This is a genomic window from Bacillus sp. FSL M8-0025, assembly GCF_037975475.1.
Classification (GTDB): Bacteria; Bacillota; Bacilli; order Bacillales; family Bacillaceae; genus Bacillus; species Bacillus subtilis.
This window is the reverse complement of sequence record NZ_CP150258.1, coordinates 386774-407434: the sequence shown is the minus strand read 5'-3', so window position 1 is coordinate 407434 and position 20661 is coordinate 386774. Positions and strand designations below refer to the sequence as shown.

Annotated in this window: 12 protein-coding genes and 1 pseudogene; 7 read left to right on the top strand and 6 right to left on the bottom strand. The window is 48.4% G+C overall.

The window, feature by feature from the left end; genetic code table 11:
* Nucleotides 1-53: 53 nt before the first annotated feature.
* The 5 genes from tcyA to MKX38_RS02045 all read left to right on the top strand — a co-directional run bounded on the left by tcyA (nucleotide 54) and on the right by MKX38_RS02045 (nucleotide 4055).
* A complete protein-coding gene (gene tcyA / locus MKX38_RS02065) occupies nucleotides 54-860 on the top strand; it encodes a cystine ABC transporter substrate-binding lipoprotein TcyA (protein WP_033883665.1) in 807 nt (268 codons plus the stop codon).
* Nucleotides 847-1551 carry a cystine ABC transporter permease TcyB gene (tcyB, locus tag MKX38_RS02060; RefSeq protein WP_003234541.1) on the top strand — a complete coding sequence of 235 codons (705 nt, stop codon included), beginning with the start codon at nucleotides 847-849 and terminating at the stop codon, nucleotides 1549-1551. The genes tcyA and tcyB overlap by 14 nt, the downstream gene beginning before the upstream one ends.
* Before the next feature lie 13 nt (nucleotides 1552-1564).
* Nucleotides 1565-2308 carry a cystine ABC transporter ATP-binding protein TcyC gene (tcyC, locus tag MKX38_RS02055; protein ID WP_003246629.1) on the top strand — a complete coding sequence of 248 codons (744 nt, stop codon included), beginning with the start codon at nucleotides 1565-1567 and terminating at the stop codon, nucleotides 2306-2308.
* Nucleotides 2309-2628: 320 nt separating this feature from the next.
* On the top strand, nucleotides 2629-3276 hold the full coding sequence (locus MKX38_RS02050; protein ID WP_014475783.1) for a YitT family protein: 648 nt from the start codon (nucleotides 2629-2631) through the stop codon (nucleotides 3274-3276).
* 104 nt (nucleotides 3277-3380) lie between these two features.
* Nucleotides 3381-4055: a 4'-phosphopantetheinyl transferase gene (locus MKX38_RS02045; protein WP_339188467.1), complete on the top strand. Its 675-nt coding sequence runs from the start codon at nucleotides 3381-3383 to the stop codon at nucleotides 4053-4055.
* On the opposite strand, the gene MKX38_RS02040 is transcribed toward MKX38_RS02045, so the two are convergent.
* Nucleotides 4050-5384, bottom strand: coding sequence for a PLP-dependent aminotransferase family protein (locus MKX38_RS02040; RefSeq protein WP_339188465.1), 1335 nt, complete (start codon nucleotides 5382-5384; stop codon nucleotides 4050-4052). The two genes, MKX38_RS02045 and MKX38_RS02040, sit on opposite strands and share 6 nt — an antisense overlap.
* Nucleotides 5385-5507: 123 nt before the next feature.
* On the opposite strand from MKX38_RS02040, the gene MKX38_RS02035 reads away from it, so the two are divergent.
* Together MKX38_RS02035 and MKX38_RS02030 are read left to right on the top strand one after the other, a co-directional pair.
* Nucleotides 5508-6446, top strand: a complete 939-nt coding sequence (locus MKX38_RS02035; protein ID WP_133953698.1) for a DMT family transporter — start codon at nucleotides 5508-5510, stop codon at nucleotides 6444-6446.
* Between the two features lie 53 nt (nucleotides 6447-6499).
* On the top strand, nucleotides 6500-7057 hold the full coding sequence (locus MKX38_RS02030; RefSeq protein WP_339188460.1) for a YcxB family protein: 558 nt from the start codon (nucleotides 6500-6502) through the stop codon (nucleotides 7055-7057).
* Between the two features lie 14 nt (nucleotides 7058-7071).
* Here the strand turns inward: MKX38_RS02030 and MKX38_RS02025 are convergent, their stop codons facing one another.
* The 5 genes and pseudogenes from MKX38_RS02025 to comS form a co-directional block, all read right to left on the bottom strand.
* Complete coding sequence (locus MKX38_RS02025) at nucleotides 7072-8298, bottom strand: MFS transporter (RefSeq protein WP_339188457.1); 1227 nt, start codon at nucleotides 8296-8298, stop codon at nucleotides 7072-7074.
* A 100-nt stretch (nucleotides 8299-8398) separates the two neighbouring features.
* Entirely contained in the window at nucleotides 8399-9127 is a 729-nt protein-coding gene (gene srfAD / locus MKX38_RS02020) for a surfactin biosynthesis thioesterase SrfAD (RefSeq protein ID WP_003234568.1), read from the bottom strand.
* A 28-nt stretch (nucleotides 9128-9155) separates the two neighbouring features.
* On the bottom strand, nucleotides 9156-12983 hold the full coding sequence (gene srfAC, locus MKX38_RS02015; protein ID WP_339188454.1) for a surfactin non-ribosomal peptide synthetase SrfAC: 3828 nt from the start codon (nucleotides 12981-12983) through the stop codon (nucleotides 9156-9158).
* Nucleotides 12984-13019: 36 nt separating this feature from the next.
* Nucleotides 13020-20549: pseudogene (gene srfAB / locus MKX38_RS02010) on the bottom strand (surfactin non-ribosomal peptide synthetase SrfAB); the annotation flags it as partial.
* Nucleotides 20495-20635 (bottom strand): competence protein ComS, encoded by a 141-nt coding sequence (gene comS / locus MKX38_RS02005; RefSeq protein WP_010886404.1) that lies wholly within the window; start codon nucleotides 20633-20635, stop codon nucleotides 20495-20497. The gene comS and the pseudogene srfAB, both read right to left, overlap by 55 nt.
* Nucleotides 20636-20661 lie beyond the last annotated feature (26 nt).

Here is a 20661-nt window from a genome sequence, read left to right as displayed (position 1 = left end):
TTGTAAGCTATTTTTTTATTTCAATAAAATCAACCAGAAAAGTGGGGAATAAGATGAAAAAAGCATTATTGGCTTTATTCATGGTCGTAAGTATTGCAGCTCTTGCAGCTTGCGGAGCAGGAAATGACAATCAGTCAAAAGATAATGCCAAAGGTGGCGATCTTTGGGCTTCAATTAAGAAAAAAGGTGTGCTCACAGTCGGAACGGAAGGAACATATGAGCCGTTCACTTACCACGACAAAGACACTGATAAACTGACTGGCTATGATGTCGAAGTTATCACAGAAGTCGCAAAACGCCTCGGGCTTAAAGTCGACTTTAAGGAAACACAGTGGGACAGTATGTTTGCCGGCCTGAATTCCAAACGGTTTGACGTTGTTGCCAACCAAGTCGGAAAAACAGATCGTGAAAATCAATATGATTTCTCAGATAAATACACAACATCAAGTGCCGTTGTCGTAACGAAAAAAGACAACAACGATATTAAGTCTGAAGCAGATGTAAAAGGAAAAACGTCAGCTCAATCACTGACAAGCAACTACAACAAATTAGCTACAAATGCCGGCGCGAAAGTAGAAGGCGTTGAAGGCATGGCGCAGGCCCTTCAAATGATCCAGCAAGGCCGCGTCGATATGACATACAACGATAAGCTTGCCGTATTGAACTACTTAAAAACATCTGGCAATAAAAACGTGAAAATCGCGTTTGAAACAGGTGAGCCTCAGTCAACATATTTCACGTTCCGTAAAGGAAGCGGCGAGGTTGTTGATCAAGTCAACAAAGCATTAAAAGAAATGAAAGAGGACGGGACTCTTTCTAAAATTTCTAAAAAATGGTTCGGCGAAGATGTTTCTAAATAATCTGCCGGCATTGACGCTTGGCACGGCGATCCCGTGGGATCTGGTGCAGCAGTCATTCTGGCCGATACTTTCAGGGGGAATCTACTATACGATTCCCCTTACGATTCTTTCCTTTATATTCGGAATGATCCTGGCGCTGATTACGGCGCTTGCCAGAATGTCGAAAGTGAGACCTTTGAGATGGGTGTTCAGCGTATACGTATCCGCAATACGCGGCACTCCTCTTCTCGTTCAATTGTTCATCATTTTCTATCTGTTCCCGGCCTTTAATGTCACATTAGATCCATTTCCAAGCGCAGTTATCGCCTTTTCATTAAACGTCGGCGCCTATGCATCTGAAATTATTCGGGCATCTATTTTATCCGTTCCGAAAGGGCAATGGGAAGCCGGCTACACAATTGGCATGACACATCAAAAAACGCTGTTCCGCGTCATTTTGCCGCAGGCGTTTCGTGTGTCGATCCCGCCATTATCCAATACCTTTATCAGCCTGATTAAAGATACATCCCTCGCCTCTCAAATTCTGGTCGCTGAGCTGTTCAGAAAAGCCCAGGAAATCGGCGCGCGGAATCTTGATCAAATTTTAGTGATCTATATTGAAGCAGCCTTTATTTATTGGATTATCTGCTTCCTGCTCTCACTCGTCCAGCATGTCATCGAACGGCGTCTTGACCGCTACGTGGCCAAATAAGGAGGTTCCGAGTATGCTTACCGTTAAAGGATTAAACAAATCATTCGGTGAAAATGAAATTTTAAAAAAGATAGATATGAAGATTGAAAAAGGAAAAGTCATCGCCATACTTGGGCCTTCAGGTTCAGGGAAAACGACGCTGCTCCGCTGCCTGAACGCTCTGGAGATCCCGAATCGCGGAGAACTTGCATTTGATGATTTCTCCATCGATTTCTCCAAAAAGGTGAAACAGGCGGATATCCTAAAGCTTCGCCGAAAATCCGGAATGGTGTTTCAGGCGTATCACCTGTTCCCGCACCGCACAGCCCTCGAAAATGTGATGGAGGGCCCTGTTCAGGTGCAAAAACGGAACAAAGAGGAAGTCAGAAAAGAAGCGATTCAGCTTCTTGATAAAGTCGGATTGAAGGACAAAATGGATTTATATCCATTCCAACTTTCCGGCGGACAGCAGCAGCGCGTCGGCATCGCCCGCGCACTGGCGATTCAGCCTGAGCTCATGCTGTTTGACGAACCGACCTCAGCGCTTGATCCCGAGCTTGTCGGAGAGGTGCTGAAGGTTATCAAGGACTTGGCCAATGAAGGCTGGACCATGGTCGTCGTGACCCACGAAATCAAGTTCGCGCAGGAAGTTGCGGATGAAGTCATCTTCATCGACGGCGGCGTTATCGTGGAGCAAGGACCGCCGGAGCAAATTTTCTCCGCACCAAAAGAAGAACGGACACAGCGGTTCTTGAACCGGATTTTGAACCCGCTGTAATAAGAAAAACAGGGCGTCAGCGCCCTGTTACAGATTGTTGACAAAATCCTAAAACGATTTTCGTTTTAGGATTTTGTGATTTTCAGCGTGATTGAAAACCTTTGAAGTCTAGGAAGGGCGAGCATTGGAGCACAGCGAATGTGAAATTCGTGAGCACCGAAGCGCAGGCCTGACAACGAATGCAAGGGATTTCCAACACACTGAAACAGGGCGCCCGCGGCGGCCCTGTTTTTTTGTTGAGCCCCTTTCGCCTATTCCGCCCTTCTGTCAGATGTGCTACAATGACAATCGACTGATTTTTACGAAAGAAGGGACCTCACGTGAAGCAAGAACTTGTTCTGCGCTGGACATTTTATTTTGCCGGTTTGATCATTTTGGCTTTTGGTGTATCCCTGACGATAGAAGGAAAAGCACTCGGCATTAGTCCGTGGGATGCATTTCATTACAGCCTGTTTCAGCACTTCGGGCTTACCGTCGGCCAGTGGTCCATCATTATTGGAGCGCTCATCGTCGGATTCACGTCATTGTTTACGAGAGCTTGGCCGAAAATTGGGGCCCTCCTGAATATGGTGCTCATCGGTGTATTTATAGATTTTTTCAATTTCATTCTGCCTGCCCCCTCGACCTACACAGGCTCGATCATCGTCTTCTCTCTCGGCGTAGTGCTGATCGGTTACGGCGTCGGTGTTTACGTATCAGCAGGCCTTGGTGCGGGGCCGCGTGATTCACTGATGATGCTGATTACAGAAAAAACCGGCTGGAATGTGCAATGGGTGCGGAACGGCATGGAAATAACCATTTTGTTTGCGGCATGGGGCATGGGCGGCCCGATCGGTTTTGGCACCATTTTGACCGCCATCCTCACCGGACTTATTTTGCGCTTTTCATTGCCCCAGTCAATCCAGTTGCTGAATTATGCTGTGGCAAGGCGGACAGCCGCTGTGAAAGCATCTCCGCCTGTACACTAAAACAAAGCCGCCTTGGCTTTGTTTTTTTATTTTCTCCTCTATATGAGTCTTGTGGAAGTATGATAGGATGGTTTTGACAATCTTTTGCAGACGGAGGATCTAGAATGAAGATTTACGGAATTTATATGGACCGCCCGCTTTCACAGGAAGAAAATGAACGGTTCATGTCTTTCATATCACCTGAAAAACGGGAGAAATGCTGGAGATTTTATCATAAAGAAGATGCTCACCGCACCCTGCTGGGAGATGTGCTCGTTCGCTCAGTCATAAGCAGGCAGTATCAGTTGGACAAATCCGATATCCGCTTTAGCACGCAGGAATACGGGAAGCCGTGCATCCCTGATCTTCCCGACGCTCATTTCAACATTTCTCACTCCGGCCGCTGGGTCATTGGTGCGTTTGATTCACAGCCGATCGGCATAGATATCGAAAAAACGAAACCGATCAGCCTTGAGATCGCCAAGCGCTTCTTTTCAAAAACAGAGTACAGCGACCTTTTAGCAAAAGACAAGGACGAGCAGACAGACTATTTTTATCATCTATGGTCAATGAAAGAAAGCTTTATCAAACAGGAAGGCAAAGGTTTATCGCTTCCGCTTGATTCCTTTTCAGTGTGCCTGCATCAGGACGGACAAGTATCCATTGAGCTTCCGGACAGCCATTCCCCATGCTATATCAAAACGTATGAGGTCGATCCCGGCTACAAAATGGCTGTATGCGCCGCACACCCTGATTTCCCCGAGGATATCACAATGGTCTCGTACGAAGAGCTTTTATAAATGGCTCATCAACAGCTTGACACCGCGCTCAATATCTTCCGTTTTCACATTGGAAATATTGATTTTTAATAGATTTTCTTTCGGATAATCTGATAAATAATGACGGTCTATCGCCTCAAGGAGAACCCCTTGTTTTTTCAGTCTATGAATCACTCTTGAGGCGGGCAGATCCTGAGGAAGCACCAGATGGGTGTGCATACAGGGTGCCTGCCCGCTGGAGAACGTAAAGCGTCCGCTTCCCAGCTGCCTGTGAGTTCGAATGGCTTGATGTAGCCTCAGTGACCGCTCTTTATAAGAATCTCTGATTTTCTCCTTATGCCTGCCGTACATACCGCTTTTCAGGTAAATCTCCAATGCCGCTTGAGAAATCATCGAACAGTCGATGTCGTTCAGCTTTTTGTACGCATAGAACGTGTCAGTCAGCGCTTCGGGCAAAACAGCCGCCCCCACGCGAAGGCCGGGGAACATCATTTTCGAGAAGCTTTTCAAATAGATGACATGTGAGGACAGATCATATGCGTACAGCGGATCTGCCTTTTTATTTTCCTCCAGATCACCGAGGTAATCATCCTCAACGAGATAGACATCATACGCTTCTGCCAGTCTCACAAGCTCCTGTTTATCACGCTCTGACAATGAGCAGCCAAGCGGGTTATGGAAGCGCGGCATCGTATAAAAAAATTTAATCGATTCTGTTTGAAATAACCGCTCAACCTCGGCTATATCAAGCCCTTCTTCCATTCGTTTCACCCCGATGGCGGGAATCCCGAGCGTCTCAAGCTGTTCGACCATCAAATGGTAGCCCGGCTGTTCAATGGCGATCTTCTCTTTCCCATTTGGGAACGGCATGGCACAAAGCAAGGATAACGCCTGCTGGACACCTGATGTAATGAAAATATGCCGTTCATCCGCAAATACCTGTTGAGTGGCCAAGAGCTTTCGGAGTACACGGATGAGTGATGGAAGACCCTTTGGCGTCCCATAAATAAACAAATCGTTCTTGTATGTATCAATCGCTTTGTTGATACAGTGCTGAAAATCAAGATACGGAAACACATCTGGGTCCGGCGCAGATGTGGCAAAGTCGATGGGGTCAGGCTGCCCGCTTTTTGATTTCCCTGTCTTTTTCACAATATAATAGCCGCTTTTCGGAACAGAATAGATAAGGTGGCGTTTTTCCAGCTCCTGCAACGCGCGGATCACTGTGCTTTTGCTAACTTGGTAGCGGGCGGACAGCTGACGGATAGATGGAAGCCTGTCTCCTTCTTGATAGGCGGGGCTTTGCATCATCTCCTCTATCCTCGTTACTAGACTCATATATTTCTCCATGCCTTCTCCCCCTGTTTTGTACCGGTACAGTTCATTGTTTTTCTCATTGTACCGTTCTGACCGCGGCCATACAATAAAGGGAGCGACCGGCGCTGCAATTCAGGTAAAGGAGCACTTCCCATTATGGTTAAACATCAGCAAGCCCCCGCTTATATAGCGGCTACTTTATATTCGTTCATTATCGGTTTATCCTTTCTATTCGTAAAAATCGCACTGCAAACAGCAGAGCCGTTTGATATTTTGGCGCATCGGTTCACCATTGCGTTTGCTGCGGCCACTATACCGATCTTATTCGGCTGGGTAAAGCTATCAATCCGCGTAAAGGACGTCATTGCCATTTTGCCGCTCGCCCTGCTGTATCCCGCGTTATTTTTCAGCTTTCAGGCATTCGGCCTTGTGTACTCGTCCTCCTCTGAAGCGGGAATTATTCAAGCAGCCATTCCGATTTTCACGATGGTCTTTGCCGCTTATGTTTTAAAGGAACGCCCAACGTGGACGCAAAAGGGGTTCACGGTTTTATCCGTTGCCGGCGTCATGTTTATTTTTGTGATGAAAGGCGTTGACGTGGAATCAGCCAGCTTAAAAGGGTCTTTGCTGATCCTATTATCCGCTTTGTCTTCAGCGATGTACAATACTGCTGCCAGAAAAATGACGCAGCGGTTCAAGCTGACAGAGCTCACCTACATCATGTCAGCCATCGGCTTTGTCGTCTTCAACGCCATCGCCCTTGTGCGTCACGGAGCGGCGGGAACAGTCGGCACTTATTTTCTGCCGTTCCGGGAGCCCGGCTTCGTTCTCGCCATTGTGTATTTGGGCGTGCTGTCTTCACTTGTCACTTCATTTCTGTCTAACTATACGCTGTCGCGAATTGAGGCGTTTAAAATGAGCGCTTTTAATCATGTATCTACCATTGTGACGATGATTGCAGGAGTTGTGATTCTCAACGAAAGCCTGGCCTGGTATCATCTTGCCGGGGCTGTTTGTATTATGATTGGCGTGGTGGGGAGCAATATCAATCTGGAGAAAAAAACAAAGCGCCCTGGTATGCCTGCAAAAAAATGAGAAATTATGCTAGACTGAAAGGAAAAACATGGTTAGAGGTGTAGGTTTACCGTATGATTCAATATGCTAGTGAAAGTATCAATCTTCCAGGAGAAATCGCTTTTAAGGATGTAAGAGAAATCTTTTTTTATCAAATCGCAAAAATATCATGCTTTTACTTTCTGTTGTTTTGCGCCATATTTGCTGCAGTTAACTTCATTAACGGATGGCCCCGTATCGTTTATGGCAGTGACGCGCTTAACTTGTTTATGAACAGTATGTTGATTATCGTGATGTCCGTTCTGTTTACACTGCTGCTCCTCCTTCTTCTATATGTGAAGTTTTCCAGAGCATACAAGAAGAACGAACGGATGAAATCGAAAAGAACATATACTCTGAACCAAGAAGGAATTCGTATATGTTCTAAAAAATATGACCTCATTTTCAATTGGAATGAAATCACAGCTGTTTTCGAATATAAAAATATCTTCAGGGTCAATACATCAAGTGGACAATATATTGCGATCCCAAAACATTTTTTCCATTCCGAAGTGGAGATGAACAGATTCAAGGAGATTATCCTTAAAAATACCGAAAAAAAAAAACTCAAATTTAAAAAGGATCAGCATTGACAGTGCTGATCCTTTTATATTGATTGGTGGGTTTCTTTTGCCTTTTGTTTATCTAAAAACGGCACCAGCTCTATTACAGCTGATAAACCCACAAACACGATGCACACAGCGACAATCAGCAAATAACCATGAGTCATGTCAAAAAACAAACCGCCCGCATACACGCTGAGAGCTCCGGCAACCTGATGGATAAAGAAATTGATGCCTAACAGCGATCCGATCAATCCTGTTTGATAGCTTTCCGAAATTGACGCCGCGGTCAGCGGGATCACGCCTGTGTAACTGAGCCCGAATAACAGAATAAAGCCAAAATACCAAAGGTCGCTGTGATGAATTCCGAGAATGGGAATGAACAGGCAAATTAGGCTGAGCAGCCGAATGAAAAATAAGATGGATAGCATGACGCTTCTGCTGCCGAGGAGATCGGACAGCCAGCCCGCCAATAATCCGCCAATGATGATAAACGCCCCGAACGCGGCCATCATTCCGTTGACATGAGAGACATGCGCATCCTTCAGTATCGGGACGAGGTGAGCATCAATAATTCCCATCGTAAATCCGCAAGTAAACACGCCGAAGTACAGGATATGAATGAGGCGGGATTGCTTCATTACGTTCCAAAATCCCCGCCAATCATAAGATTTTTTCACAGACTCCGCTTGCGCATGTGGCGGGTGCTTCATCCCAAAGACGAGGAGCGGCAGCAGAACAGCCGCCATGACGATTCCCAAAATCGTATAGGTGCTCTGCCAGCCGGCATGATACGGAGCCGCAGCCCAAATGGGCGAGAGAAGCAGCAGGCCCGCAGAGTTGGCATTGGTCAAAATAGCAAGCGCCAGACCTTTGTGTGTGTCAAACCAACGGCTGATGAAATACTGGGTCGTCACGCCGACCGCGCAGGAATAGCCTATTCCGCCAAGCACACCGTAAATGGCGGAAAACACATGAACATTCGGTGAATAAGGAAGCACCAAAAAGCTTGCGCTGATGCAGACAGCTCCAAGCGCCATAATTTTTCTGACACTGAAACGGTCGATAAAAAAACCGACAAAAAACTGGACGATGCCGGTTGTGATCATAAAAATGCTGACAGAAACCGAGATCAGCGACCTGTCGGCATGGAAGGCATCTGCCATTGGCAGCATAAAAAATTGAAAGGAATTTCTGAATGAGTTCATTCCGATGGCGAAAACAAACGTAAACAGCAATACAAACCATTTCATCCTGGGAGACGTGCGCATGTTTCGACCTGCCTTTATTTGAGTATTTCGACTATTATACCATGCAAAAATTGGCATTCAACACAAAAAAAGCGGAACAGCCGAAGCTGTCCGCTTTTGATCACGGTTGAATGATCGGATGCTGATTCAAGATCGCAAAAATCCGTTCTGCGACTTCTTCCGTTTGTGACAGCAGGAACATGTGCCCGCCGTCAAATTGATGGAATGTGATGTCTTTTGCCCACTTCTTCCACCCTTCCGCATCTCGTATGCACTTTTTATCATCAAGCCCGTTAAAGACATGAACAGGCGACTGGATCTGGGCCAGATCGTAAAGCTCAAATTGTTCAAGAGCCCGGTAATCTGATCGGAAAGAAGGCAGGAAAAAGGACATGACCTCCTTATTTTCAACAAGCTCTGCGGGCATTCCGCCTAATTGGATAATATGATCGAGAAACTGATCATCAGGCAGGTGGGACACTTTCTTCCGCTGAATATGAGGCGGCTGGATTGCAGAAATGATAACCGCCTGCGGAAAGATGCCTTCACGCTCAAGCTTTTGTGCCAGCCTGAAGGTGATCATTCCGCCCATACTGTGTCCGAACAGCACAAACGGCCGATCAGGGCGAAGGTTCAGTTCTTGCTTGTACAAATCTGTCAGCTCTTCGAGATCCTCAATGGCTGACGTTTGATTCGTGCCGTGTCCCGGCGGCTCGGCAGCGAGCATCTCGCACTCCCCCTGCAAAAAAGCATGGAGAGGGCGAAACGACGCCGAGTAGCCGCCGGCAAACGGAAAACAGATGAGCTGCGTTTTTTCCGACGCATCAAATGATTTGAAGAGTTGGCTCATTGGCTGTCTCCTCCTTTCATCACTTCATTTATGAAACCGTTACGGTTTGTGTATTAAGAAATTCGAGCAAAATCCCCGCATTCCTATCTAGCGTTTCGCCCTGCAGCATTTCTGCGTGTGTTCCGAAGCCTCTTTTCACACGGTAAGCACCTGTTGTAGCTTCTTCCCATGATGCAAGCCATTCCGGCATGTCAAAATCAGTGCCGGAAGTCAACAGATCAATATCTGCTTTCACCTGGCCTGTGCTGATCAGGCTGACGTAGTATGAGTAAAAGGCATGTGTTTTTTGCTTGAGGCCTTGTTTGACGGCTTCGCTGTTGAGCGCTTCATTGTCCCGATTGACATTCATCAACGCTTCGACATCACTTTCAACCGTGCGTCCGTCCAGATCACTGACACCTTGTTTTTTATAGGAATCGACCATGATGATCCGCTGAACAATACGGCCTTGTTCCTCAAGCTTTTTCGCAGCTTCAAACGCCAGGCTGCATCCCGCTGAATATCCAAACAATGTTAAAGGCCCTTCCGGCTGCAGCTTCTGGATCAAATCCGCATAGCGGTCAAGCCGGTCTTCCTCCTCAATAAAATCAAAGGCGCACAGCTTGTATGACGGCAAGCGGCTGGATAGATTTTGGTACATAAGGCCATAGCCCAAGACCGGCGGGAATGCGAAAATGATCTGCTCCTGATCCTGATTCATTATCGTTACATCCTGCAAGCCATCAGGACCCCCGTTTTTCAAATACGCTGAAATGCCGGCGATCGTCGGCGCTTCAAACAAAAGCTTTACTGGAAGATCAATCCCGAGCCCTTTCTTGATGCGGGACGCGGCGGTCATGGCCTTCAAGGAATGCCCTCCGAGCGCAAAGAAATCGTCATGAATGCCAATTTGCTTTCTGCCGAGAACCTCAGACCATATTTGTGCGATTGTTTCTTCCATCTCGTTCCGCGGTCCAATCCATTCTTCCGCCAGCTGATCCTGATCAGGTTTTGGGAGCAGCCGTTTATTGACTTTCCCGTTCGTCGTTAAAGGAAGCTCATCCAAGAAGGTAAAGGTTTGCGGCACCATGTAAGCAGGAAGCTGTTTTTTCAGGTGCGCCTTCACGTCTTCAGCTGAAAGCTGCGTTCGGTTCACAAGGTAGGCATTGATTGATGCATCGCCAGACTCATGGCGGTCCGCCACAACGACCGCATCTTTCACACCTGGGTATTCCTGCAGCTGCTTTTCGATTTCTTCAAGCTCAATCCGGTGTCCGCGTATTTTGACCTGGTCGTCAATACGGCCGGCGTATTCAATCGTTCCATCCGGCAGCCAGCGCGCTAAATCCCCTGTGCGGTAAAGCGTTTCTCCCGGCTTGAACGGGTTCTTGATAAACTTTTCCTTCGTGAGGTCAGCACGATTTACATATCCTTTTGACACGCCCATTCCGCTGATGCACAGTTCACCGATCGCCCCGAATGGCTGGAGCTGGCTTTGCTCATTCATAATATAAACACTGGCATTGCTGATTGGCTTTCCGATCGGCAATGAGGAGATGGAATCCGGTATATCATGCATGACGTGAGCAGTCGCAAACACTGTTCCCTCGGTCGGCCCGTAGCAGTTAATCAGCTTGCCCGGCCCCATGACCCGCAGCGCTTTTCTAACATGAGGCACTGACGCGCGCTCTCCGCCGAATAATACACAGCGAAGCCCCTTCATCCAATCCTCTCCCGCATCTGTGAGAAGATTAAACAGCGCAGTTGTGGCAAACATGACATTGACATTCTCCTGCTTGATCAGATCAGTGAGCCGCTCTGTATCAAGCAGCGTATGTTCATCTGCGATAATGAGCCGTGCCGCATTCAATATTGAAGCGTAGAAATCAAAGGTAAATGCGTCAAAGGCGTAATTGGAAACAGATAAGAATGTATCTTTCTCAGAGAATGCCATGTAGTCTACATGCTTGACCAATCCTTGAATATTGGCATGAGTGGTGATATTGCCCTTTGGCTTTCCGGTTGTGCCGGACGTGTACATGATATATGCCGGATCATTAGGATCAATCGCGGTTGCAGGATCGCTTGCCTGTTCTTCAAACCGTGTTTGATCATCAATGAAGAGCGTTGTGCCTGTATACGGCAGCTCAGCCGCTTGTTCTTTCATCTCCTGATGCGTCAGAAGACAGGCTGCCGCACTGTCAGCCAGCATATACGAGATTCGGTCCTCTGGCAGCTTCGGATCAACCGGCAGATAGGCTGCTCCCGCCTTTAATACACCGAGAATGCCGATCACCAGTTCAAGTGAGCGCTTCGTGTACAGCGCTACAACAGAGCCTTTGCCCGCACCGTGTTTTTGCAGCCGGCGTGCAAGGCGGTTCGTTTCCTCATCTAATTCGCGATAAGACAGGGTCTGGTCGGAATACGTAAGCGCCGGTGCATTCGGATTGACATTCACCGCTTCCTTAAACCAATCGGTCAGAGGCTTTGTCTCATGAGTTTGAGCCGGCGGGTTTAAGCCGGTAAGCAAAAATTCTCTCTCCATGTCGTCAACGAGGTTGATCGTGCTGACAGGCTGATCCGGATTCTGGATGAGCTGCTGAATTGCTGTGAGAAGCTGAGATTTCAAGCGCAGGATAAACGCTTCATCAAACACATTCTCATTATAAGCAAGCTTAATCAGCATCTCTTCACCTGGAGAAGCCATCAGGTTGAGATCATAATTCGACTTCTCAAAAACATGAACATCCACCATATCAAAGCCGTTTTCACTGCTTTCTTCATTTTTCGCATCCTGAAGCGGATAGTTCTCAAAAACAATGATGTGGTCAATCAGTTTCGGCTGATCGGCCTGGCTTTGGATGTCATAAAGCGGCACATATTGATGCGGCTCGGACTGCAGCGATTGCTCCTGCAGCTGCTTGAGCAAGCCGGTAAATGTGATATCCTTAGACAGCTTCACACGTCTCGGGACAACGTTGATAAACAGTCCGACCATATGTTCAACGCCTTTGATTTCCGCGGGACGCCCGGAAACGACTGTACCGAACGTTAAATCGCCAGACTGCTGATAGCGGCTGATCAATACGCTCCAGACTGCCTGCAGCGCCGTGCTTAAAGTGGTATGCTGCGATTTTGCAAGCTCGGTTAAGGCCTTTGTTTCCGCCTTCGGCAATGAAAAGAGCAGCTCCTTCGGCTCATAGCCGTCCTTTTGTTTCTTTCTTTGCTCCGCAAACGTCGTTTGTCCCTCAACATCCTTTAAGTACTCGCGCCAGTAATGCAGTGATGCGTGTTTATCCTGCTTTTCAAGCCACTTGATATAGTCTTTATACGGTTTGACTGGCGGCAGGCTGTACGGCTTTTGTTCACGCAGAGCATTGTATACTTTAAATAGATCCTGGACGACGATGCCAAAGCACCATCCGTCCAAAATAATGTGGTGGTAGCTCCACACCCATTCAAAGCTTTCTTCAGCTTTTTTAAAAACAGCTGCCCGCATCGGAATATCCCGCGTCAAATCAAAACCCCTGATCTTATCCTGTTCTTTGTACTCATTGATTTTGGCTGTTTGCTCGCTGCCCGTTAAGTGTGTCAGATCGATTTCTTCTATATGGAACTGCCGTTTTTTCAATACGACTTGGACAGGTCTTTTTACTTTTTCGTGAATGAACACGGTACGAAATACATCGTACCGGTCCATGATCACATTCATGCTTTCTTCTAGGCATTTGATATTCAAGCTGCCTTTTACTTTCATCGTGATCTGTTCAAGGTAAAAGCTTTGGCCGGGATTCAGGATGGCATGAAACAGCATCCCTTCCTGCATCGGCGATAGGTAATACATATCTTGAACCTGATCCTTGCTAAATTGACTCATATGTTTCGCTCCCGCCTTCTGTAATTCCCTTGCGTTTTATTTTAAATTCTCCTCAAGCATGTCAAAGATATCTCCCATCTCATCCATTTCAAGGTCTTCGGCGCTGAAGTCGCTTGGTGTGAATTCCTTGTCTTCTTTTTCCGTGCAATGGCGGATCAGCATCAGAAGATTTTCTTTAAACCGTTCCATTCGCTCTTGAATCGTGGCTCTCTCAAACTCCTTCTCATTGTAGGAGCAGGAAAGCACAAACCGGCCATTTCTGATCATGCCGCTGAAGCTTAAAGCGTACAGCGCCTCTGATTCTCCGCTTACTTGGCGCCCCATATCGAAAGCGGACGGTTCAAAGAAATCGGTTTTGACTTCACTGTCGAATTGGCCCAAATAGTTGAAGCTGATCTCCGGTGTGAAGCCCTTTGTTTCCGCTGTTTCTGTGAAATAACGAAGAATGCCGTAGCCAACACCTTTGTCCGGAATGCGGCGCAGGTTTTCTTTGACTGTTTTGATCACAGCTGAGGCATCTGCTTCAGACATGTCGAGCACAACTGGGTATTGTGCCGTAAACCAGCCGACCGTTCTGGAGATATTCACATTCGGGATGATGTCCTCCCGGCCGTGTCCCTCAAGGTTAATGCCGATTTTGGCACCGTCTGTCCATTCTTTCATTGTCAAACCAAGCGCGCTGAGAAGTATATCGTTGATTTCAGTTCCATATGGCTGATGAACATCTGTTAAAAGATGCTTCGTGTCTTCTTCCGTTAATTCGCATAGGACAGATGATGTATCCTTGACGATCCGCTGCTCTGTTTCACAATCCTTCGGTAAAGGAGAAACCTGCTCAGCGGCAATTTGCGACCAGTATTCAGCCTGCTGTAAAAGATGTGCTGATTGGCTGAATGCCGCCAGTTCTTCCGCCCAGTCCTTGAAGGAGTTTGTTTTTTGCGGGAAGACAAGGCTCTCTTCTTTCTCAGCCTGCATGTAGCCTGAAGCAAAATCTTCAAGCAAAATCCGCCATGACACACCGTCGACCACAAGATGGTGTACAGCGATGAGCAGGTGATCCCCAGCTTCCGTGCGGTATTGCTCCGCCTTTAGAAGGGGCCCGTTTTGCAGGTCGATACTGCTTTGCAGCCTGTTCGCCAGAATCTTAATCTGGTTTTTCAGCATCTCTTCATCAGAGCCGTATAGATCCACGATTTCGAAACTTACCTTACTCTCACCGATCGGTTGATACGCCTGAATGATGTCCCCGTTTTCCTCACGGTAAACCATGCGAAGTGCGTCATGATGCTTGATCAGCGCCTGCAATGTTTTCTCCACCCGTTCAGGATCAAAGCCCTTCTTGGCGTAAAGCATCACCGATTGGTTCCAGTGGTGCTTGTTCGTGAAGTTCTTTTCAAAGAACCAGCGCTGGATCGGCGTCAGGATGACTTCGCCCTCTACCGGGCCTTGGTCTGCCTGTTTGCCTTCGGCACGCTCTACGTATTGGGTCAGCTCCTCGATCGTCGGATGCTGGAAGAGATCTTTCATTTCCAGCTTCCAGCCGTGCTGGTTCAAGCGGCTCGCCATCTGAATTCCTTTGATAGAATCTCCGCCAAGCGAGAAGAAATTATCGGTGACACCGACTTCAGCCATTCCAAGCACGTCCTGCCAGATGCCGGCAAGCAGCTCTTCCATGTCGGTCGTCGGCGCTTTGTATTCTCCGCTTCCCGCTTCGATGTCCGGCTCAGGCAAGGCTTTGCGGTCCACTTTGCCGTTTGCCGTAACCGGAAGCTCGCTCAGTGTCACCCAGAATGCCGGGATCATGTAATCAGGCAGGGTTTCCTTCAGTGCTGATTTCAGTGCTTCTATGTCAGCTGATTCCGGTGTGACATACGCCGCGATCGCTGTATTGCCGCCTTTATCCTTCACGGCTGTCACTGCCGCATCCTGCACCTCAGAAAGCTGCGCGAGCTGGACTTCAATTTCTGAAAGCTCGATCCGGTAGCCGCGGACCTTGACCTGCTGGTCGATCCGGCCGATGTATTCGATGCCGCCGTTCACCCACTTCACCAAATCACCGGTGCGGTACATGCGCTCACCCGGCACAAACGGATCAGCGACAAACCGCTTCGCGGTTTCGTCTTCTCGATTCAGATAGCCTCGCGCCAGTCCGCGTCCCGCCACGCAAAGCTCTCCGGCTACGCCTTCCGGCTGCACCTGATTGCCCTCGCCAAGAATGTACACTCTCGTATTGGCGATCGCCTGTCCGATGGAAAGCGAGCCTTCCTCCGGATGGATTTCCGTGCTTGTGGCAACGACCGTGTTTTCTGTCGGCCCGTAGTTGTTGACGAGCTTGTACGGCTTTTTCACGGCACGCTTCAGCTTGTCTCCTCCAGTCAAGAGGACACGGAGTGATGTGTTCTCAAGCTCCATGAACTGTTCCGCCAGCTGTGTCGGCAGGAACGTAATCGTTACGCCGTTCGTTTCGAAATAATCGTTTAGGCGGACAATATCGAGGCGGATCGCTTCATCAATGACGTGAAGCTCAGCGCCGATCGTCCAGGTCGGGAACATTTCCCAAATGGAGGCGTCAAATCCAAAGCCCGCGTACTTCGCACTGCGGTCCTCCGCTGTCATGCTGAACGCGTCGTGGTGCCAGAAGCACAGGTTCACAAGCGCATGGTGCTCGACCATGACACCCTTCGGCTGTCCGGTCGTTCCTGACGTGTAAATCATGTACGCCAAGTTCTCAGCGGTTACAGCGGTCTCTGGATTTTCCTCGTCGTTTTCATCAAGCGGCAGGCTTAGAATCGTGCGGCTTCCGTCGAGAAGAATGACATCTCCCGTAAAGCTGTCCGGCACTGAAATCCCCTCTTGCTTCAAGAGAAGCTTCGCGCCGCTGTCCTGTAAAATATACTCAATCCGCTGATCCGGGTAGTCAGGATCAATCGGCACAAACGCCGCTCCGGCTTTCAAGACGCCGAGCACCGCGGCGGACATTTCAAGCGACGGCTTCGTGAGAATGCCGACGCGGTCATCCGGGCTGATGCCGCAGTCCATCAAAATCCGCGCAAGACGGTTTGCCTTCGCATTCAGCTCGCCGTACGTCCAAGATTGGCCGTTGTATGTGACAGCCGGACGGTCTTTGTGGCGCTGGACAGTCTCTTCGAATAGCTGATGAACCGTTTTGTCTGTCGGCACAGGCAGCGCTTTGCCCTTCCATGCCTCAAGAAGCGCTTGCTTTTCTGTCTCGGTGACCAGTGACAGGCTGGAAAGCGGCTGGTTCGGGTTATCCGCAACAGCCTTTAGTAGCCGCAGAACGTATTCGCTCCATTTTTCAGCTGTTTCTTTCGCGAACAGATCTGTCGCATATTCGAGCTGCAAGCCAATGCCATTTTCTTCAGTAAATCCGCCCAGTGTCAGATCAAACTTAGAAGTTCCCTGATGAGCCTCATAAGGTGAAATGCTCAGATTTTGCAATGTAAGCTGTTCTTTATCAGGGTTTTCTGTCGTCACCATCACATTAAACAATGGGTTTCGGCTCATATCCCGAGGGAGATCAAGCTGATTAACCAGATCTTCAAACGGATACTCCTGATGCTCAAGCGCTGACAGATTCGTCTGCTTTGCTTGCTCCAAAAGCTCCGCAAATGTTTGCTGTTCTTTCGCTTCCATTCTCAGGGCAAGTGTATTGACGAACATTCCCGGCATGTCCTGAACATCAGCATTCGTCCGGCCGGCAGTAACGGAGCCGATGACGATATCCCGCTGTCCGGAAATTTTGCTTAAAAAGACGTGGAAAACAGCATGGAGCACCATGTGCAAGGTCGTTCCGGTTTCCGCAAGCAATTTTTCTACCGCCTTTGCCGTCTCACTTCCCGTACGGAAACGGATCGTATCTCCTTTAAAGCTTTGCACAGGCGGACGGGCATAATCGAACGGGAGATCAAGCTCTGGCAGCTCGCCTGAAAGAACTGACATCCAGTACGCCTCATGCTCCTTCATCCGTTCTTTTTGCTCAGCTTCATTTTGCCAAACGGCGAAATCTTTATAATGAAGCGCCGGCTGCGGAAGCTGCTCTCCTTTGTAAAGCAGCGCCAATTCTTTTACAAAAATGCCTCTTGAGACGCCGTCTGCGATGATATGATGCATATCTAAAAGCAGCAAATGTTTTTTCGCTTCTATTCGAAGCAAAGCTGCGCGAATGAGCGGTGCGTCGTTTAAGTCGAATGGCCGGATAAATTCCTTAATCTTTTGGTCCGCTTCGTCTTCTTCAGCTTCAAACACATGAAGATCAACCTCTGCCTCCTCAATGATGCGCTGAACAGGCTCACCATTAGCTTCCATAAATGACGTCCGCAATGATTCGTGACGGTTCACGAGCTGATTGAGTGAGTCGCGCAGGCGCGAAATATCAAGCTCTCCTTCCATTAGAAGAACAGATGGCATGTTGTAGCTTATCGTCTGGCGGTCAAGCTGATTGAGCACGTACATCCGTTTCTGTGCGGATGACAATGGATACATAGCCTGCTTGTCAGCCGGTTTGAGGACTTGATGGCCGCCTGAAACAGCAGACGCCTCCATATAAGCCGCCAGCTGGCGAACAGTCGGCTGCTCGAACAGTGCTTTAAGCGGTACGCTTTTCTCCAATTCCGCCTGAATGTTGGCAATCAGCATCATCCCTTTTAATGAATGGCCGCCTAAATCGAAAAAATTGTCGTCAATGCCGATGGCTTCTATGCCAAGCGTTTTCTGCCAAATGCGGCATAAGCTTTCTTCAAGCGCTGTCTCCGGTGCAGCCAAGGCCTTTCCTCCGGATTGTGCCGCGTTCGGCTTCGGCAAAGCGTTTCTGTCGGTTTTTCCGTTTTCCGTCAGCGGAATCGCGTCAACCTGCACAAAGAAAGCAGGAATCATATGAGACGGCAGTGTTAGGGAAAGCTGCTTCCGGAGTTCTGCTTTTTCAATAGCTTGTTCCGACGTATAATACGCGCAAAGCTCTTGAAGACCGCCCTCGGAAACCGCTAGTACAACCGCTTCTTGAATTCCGCTGAGGCTGAGAATGACCGTTTCAATTTCTTTCGGCTCAATGCGGTAGCCGCGGATTTTCACCTGATCATCAGCCCGGCCGATAAATGCAAGCGTACCGTCAGAAAGTCTCCGTACGACATCTCCGGTTTTGTACATGAGGCTTCCCGGCGAATATGGATTTTCTACAAATCTCTCGGCTGTCAGCTGAGGCCTGTTGAGATACCCTCTCGCAAGCCCCTGTCCCGTGATATAGAGCTGTCCGCTCGCTCCCGGCGGCACAAGCTTCAATGCTTCATTTAAGACAAGCGCGCCGGCATTCGCAATCGGCCGTCCGATTGTCGGGCGTTTCGCAAATGCATCCGGCTCAGACAGATCAACCCGCCCGGCGATGGCGCCGATCGTTGCTTCTGTCGGGCCGTAGTGATTGATAAATTCAGTATGACCATACATCTTACGGAAGGCGAGAACATCAGTCGGGATGATTTTTTCTCCTCCCAAGACGATCAAGCGCAAGGATTCAAAGTTCGCATCTTTTGCAAAACTGGCGGTGTTCACTATTGTATGGAACAGAGACGGTGTCAGTTTGATATATGTGATCCCATGCTCCTTGATATAGTGCGCTATTTCATCTGGCGCCGTATAGGTTTCCTTCTGTACGATATGGAGCTCGCCCCCGCCCAGAAGTACAGGGAACATGCTCGTATAGCCAAGGTCAAATGCGTAAGATGAAAGCAATACAGTCTTATCATTTTCCGTCAGGCTCGCCTCTTCACTAAACCAAGAGACATAGTTTGTCAGATTGCGATGCTCAATCTGCACGCCCTTTGGCTTTCCGGTCGTACCGGACGTATAAATGACGTATGCAAGATTGCGAGACCCGGAAATGGATGATGGGCGCTCCTTGCTTTCATTTCTCCATTTACCGTCATCAAGGCTGACGATTATCCCTTCATATTGCCCAATAGCCGTCATGTTTCTTTCATTCACGACCGCAAATTTTGCTCCGCTGTCCTCTAATGAATAACGGATTCGTTCTTCAGGTGTATCAGGATCAATCGGAAGGAAAGCTGCCCCCGCCTTCATGACACCGAGAATCGATACCATGACTTCAGCTGACCGGTCCATAACAATCGCGACAATGTCTTCATTTCCTGCCCCTTGGGCACGAAGATGATGCGCCAGCTGGTTCGCCTGTTCATCAAGCTCGCGATAGGTCAGCAGATTTCCGCCAGCCTTCACCGCAGGATGGTCAGGTGTTTGCTGGGCCTGTTTTTCAAAAAGTGCTGCAAAGGTTGCTTTGGTAATTTGAGTCATATGTCTTTCTTCTAGCAAAGCAGCCGTTTCTGCAGATGAAAGCAGATCTACATCAGACAGCCGAACGTTTGGATTAGCCGCGGCCGCTTTGATGATATTGACAAAGTGGCGGCTCCAGCGGCGGATCGTCTCGTCCTTAAACAAGGCAGTCGCATAGTCAAAGCTTAGGCCGATATCCTCTTCACGCTCGACCGCTTCCAAGGAAAGATCAAATTTCGCAACATGATGAAGCATGGAATACGAGGAAATCTTCAAATCTCCTAATCTTAATAAAGGAATCTCCATATTCTGCATGTTGAACATCACGCTGAACAGTGGACTTCTGCTTGTATCCCTTGTAAGCGGAAGCTTTTCAATCAGCTCCTCAAGCGGATAGCTCTGGTGCTCGAATGCTTGAAGGCTGGCTGTTTTGACCTCTTCAAGGAATTGCGCGAAGGTTTTATCTCCCGCTGGTGCCGTTCTGAGTGCCACCGTGTTGACAAACATACCCGGCACACCTTGCAGATCAGGATGTGTTCTGCCAGCTGTCGGCGAGCCGACAATGATATCATCCTGTGACGCGTACTTGGAAAGGAGTACATTGAACGCCGCCAGCAAAAACATGTACATTGTCGTATCTGTTTCTGCCATGAGCGATTTGATTTGAGCCGTGATTTGCTTATCAAGCCCAAACATCACGCGCTCTCCCGCAAAGCTCCGTTCAGCTGGCCGCTCGAAATCCGCGGGAAGATCCAGTATTGGCAGTTCGCCTTTAAAGACATCGAGCCAGTATTCCTCATCTTTTTGATAATTAGTTTGTTCTTTGTGCCAAACTGCGTAATCTTTATAGTGAATTTGTGGCAGTTCCAGATCTGCGCCTTGATATATTTTGGCAAGATCACCGATTAGAATGCCTGTTGAACTTCCGTCAGTAATAATATGATGCATATCAATGAGCAGCAGGTGGCGTTTTTCTTCCAGCTGGACAAGCTTCGAACGGACGAGCGGCGCGCGGTTTAATTCAAACGGCTGAACAAATGCTTTGATGATCTCTTCCGCGTCTTCTTCCCGTCCCTTGGCAGCCTCCAGCTGGAACGATATGTTTTTATGAACGGTTTGCACAACCTCTCCGTCGATCATGTCAAACGATGTTCGGAGGATTTCGTGCCGGTTGATTAATTGCTGAATCGCGTTTTCAAGCCGGTCTTTATCTACTTCTCCCTCCAGCAGAAGTACAGCGGGGACGTTGTAGCTTGTGTTTGCTTGTCCAAGCTGATTGAGGATATACATTCTCCGCTGGGCCGGGGATACAGGATAATGCTGCTGATAAGATGCTTGCCTGATCGGTTCAAACGTCTGCTCCTCCTTGCTTTCGTTC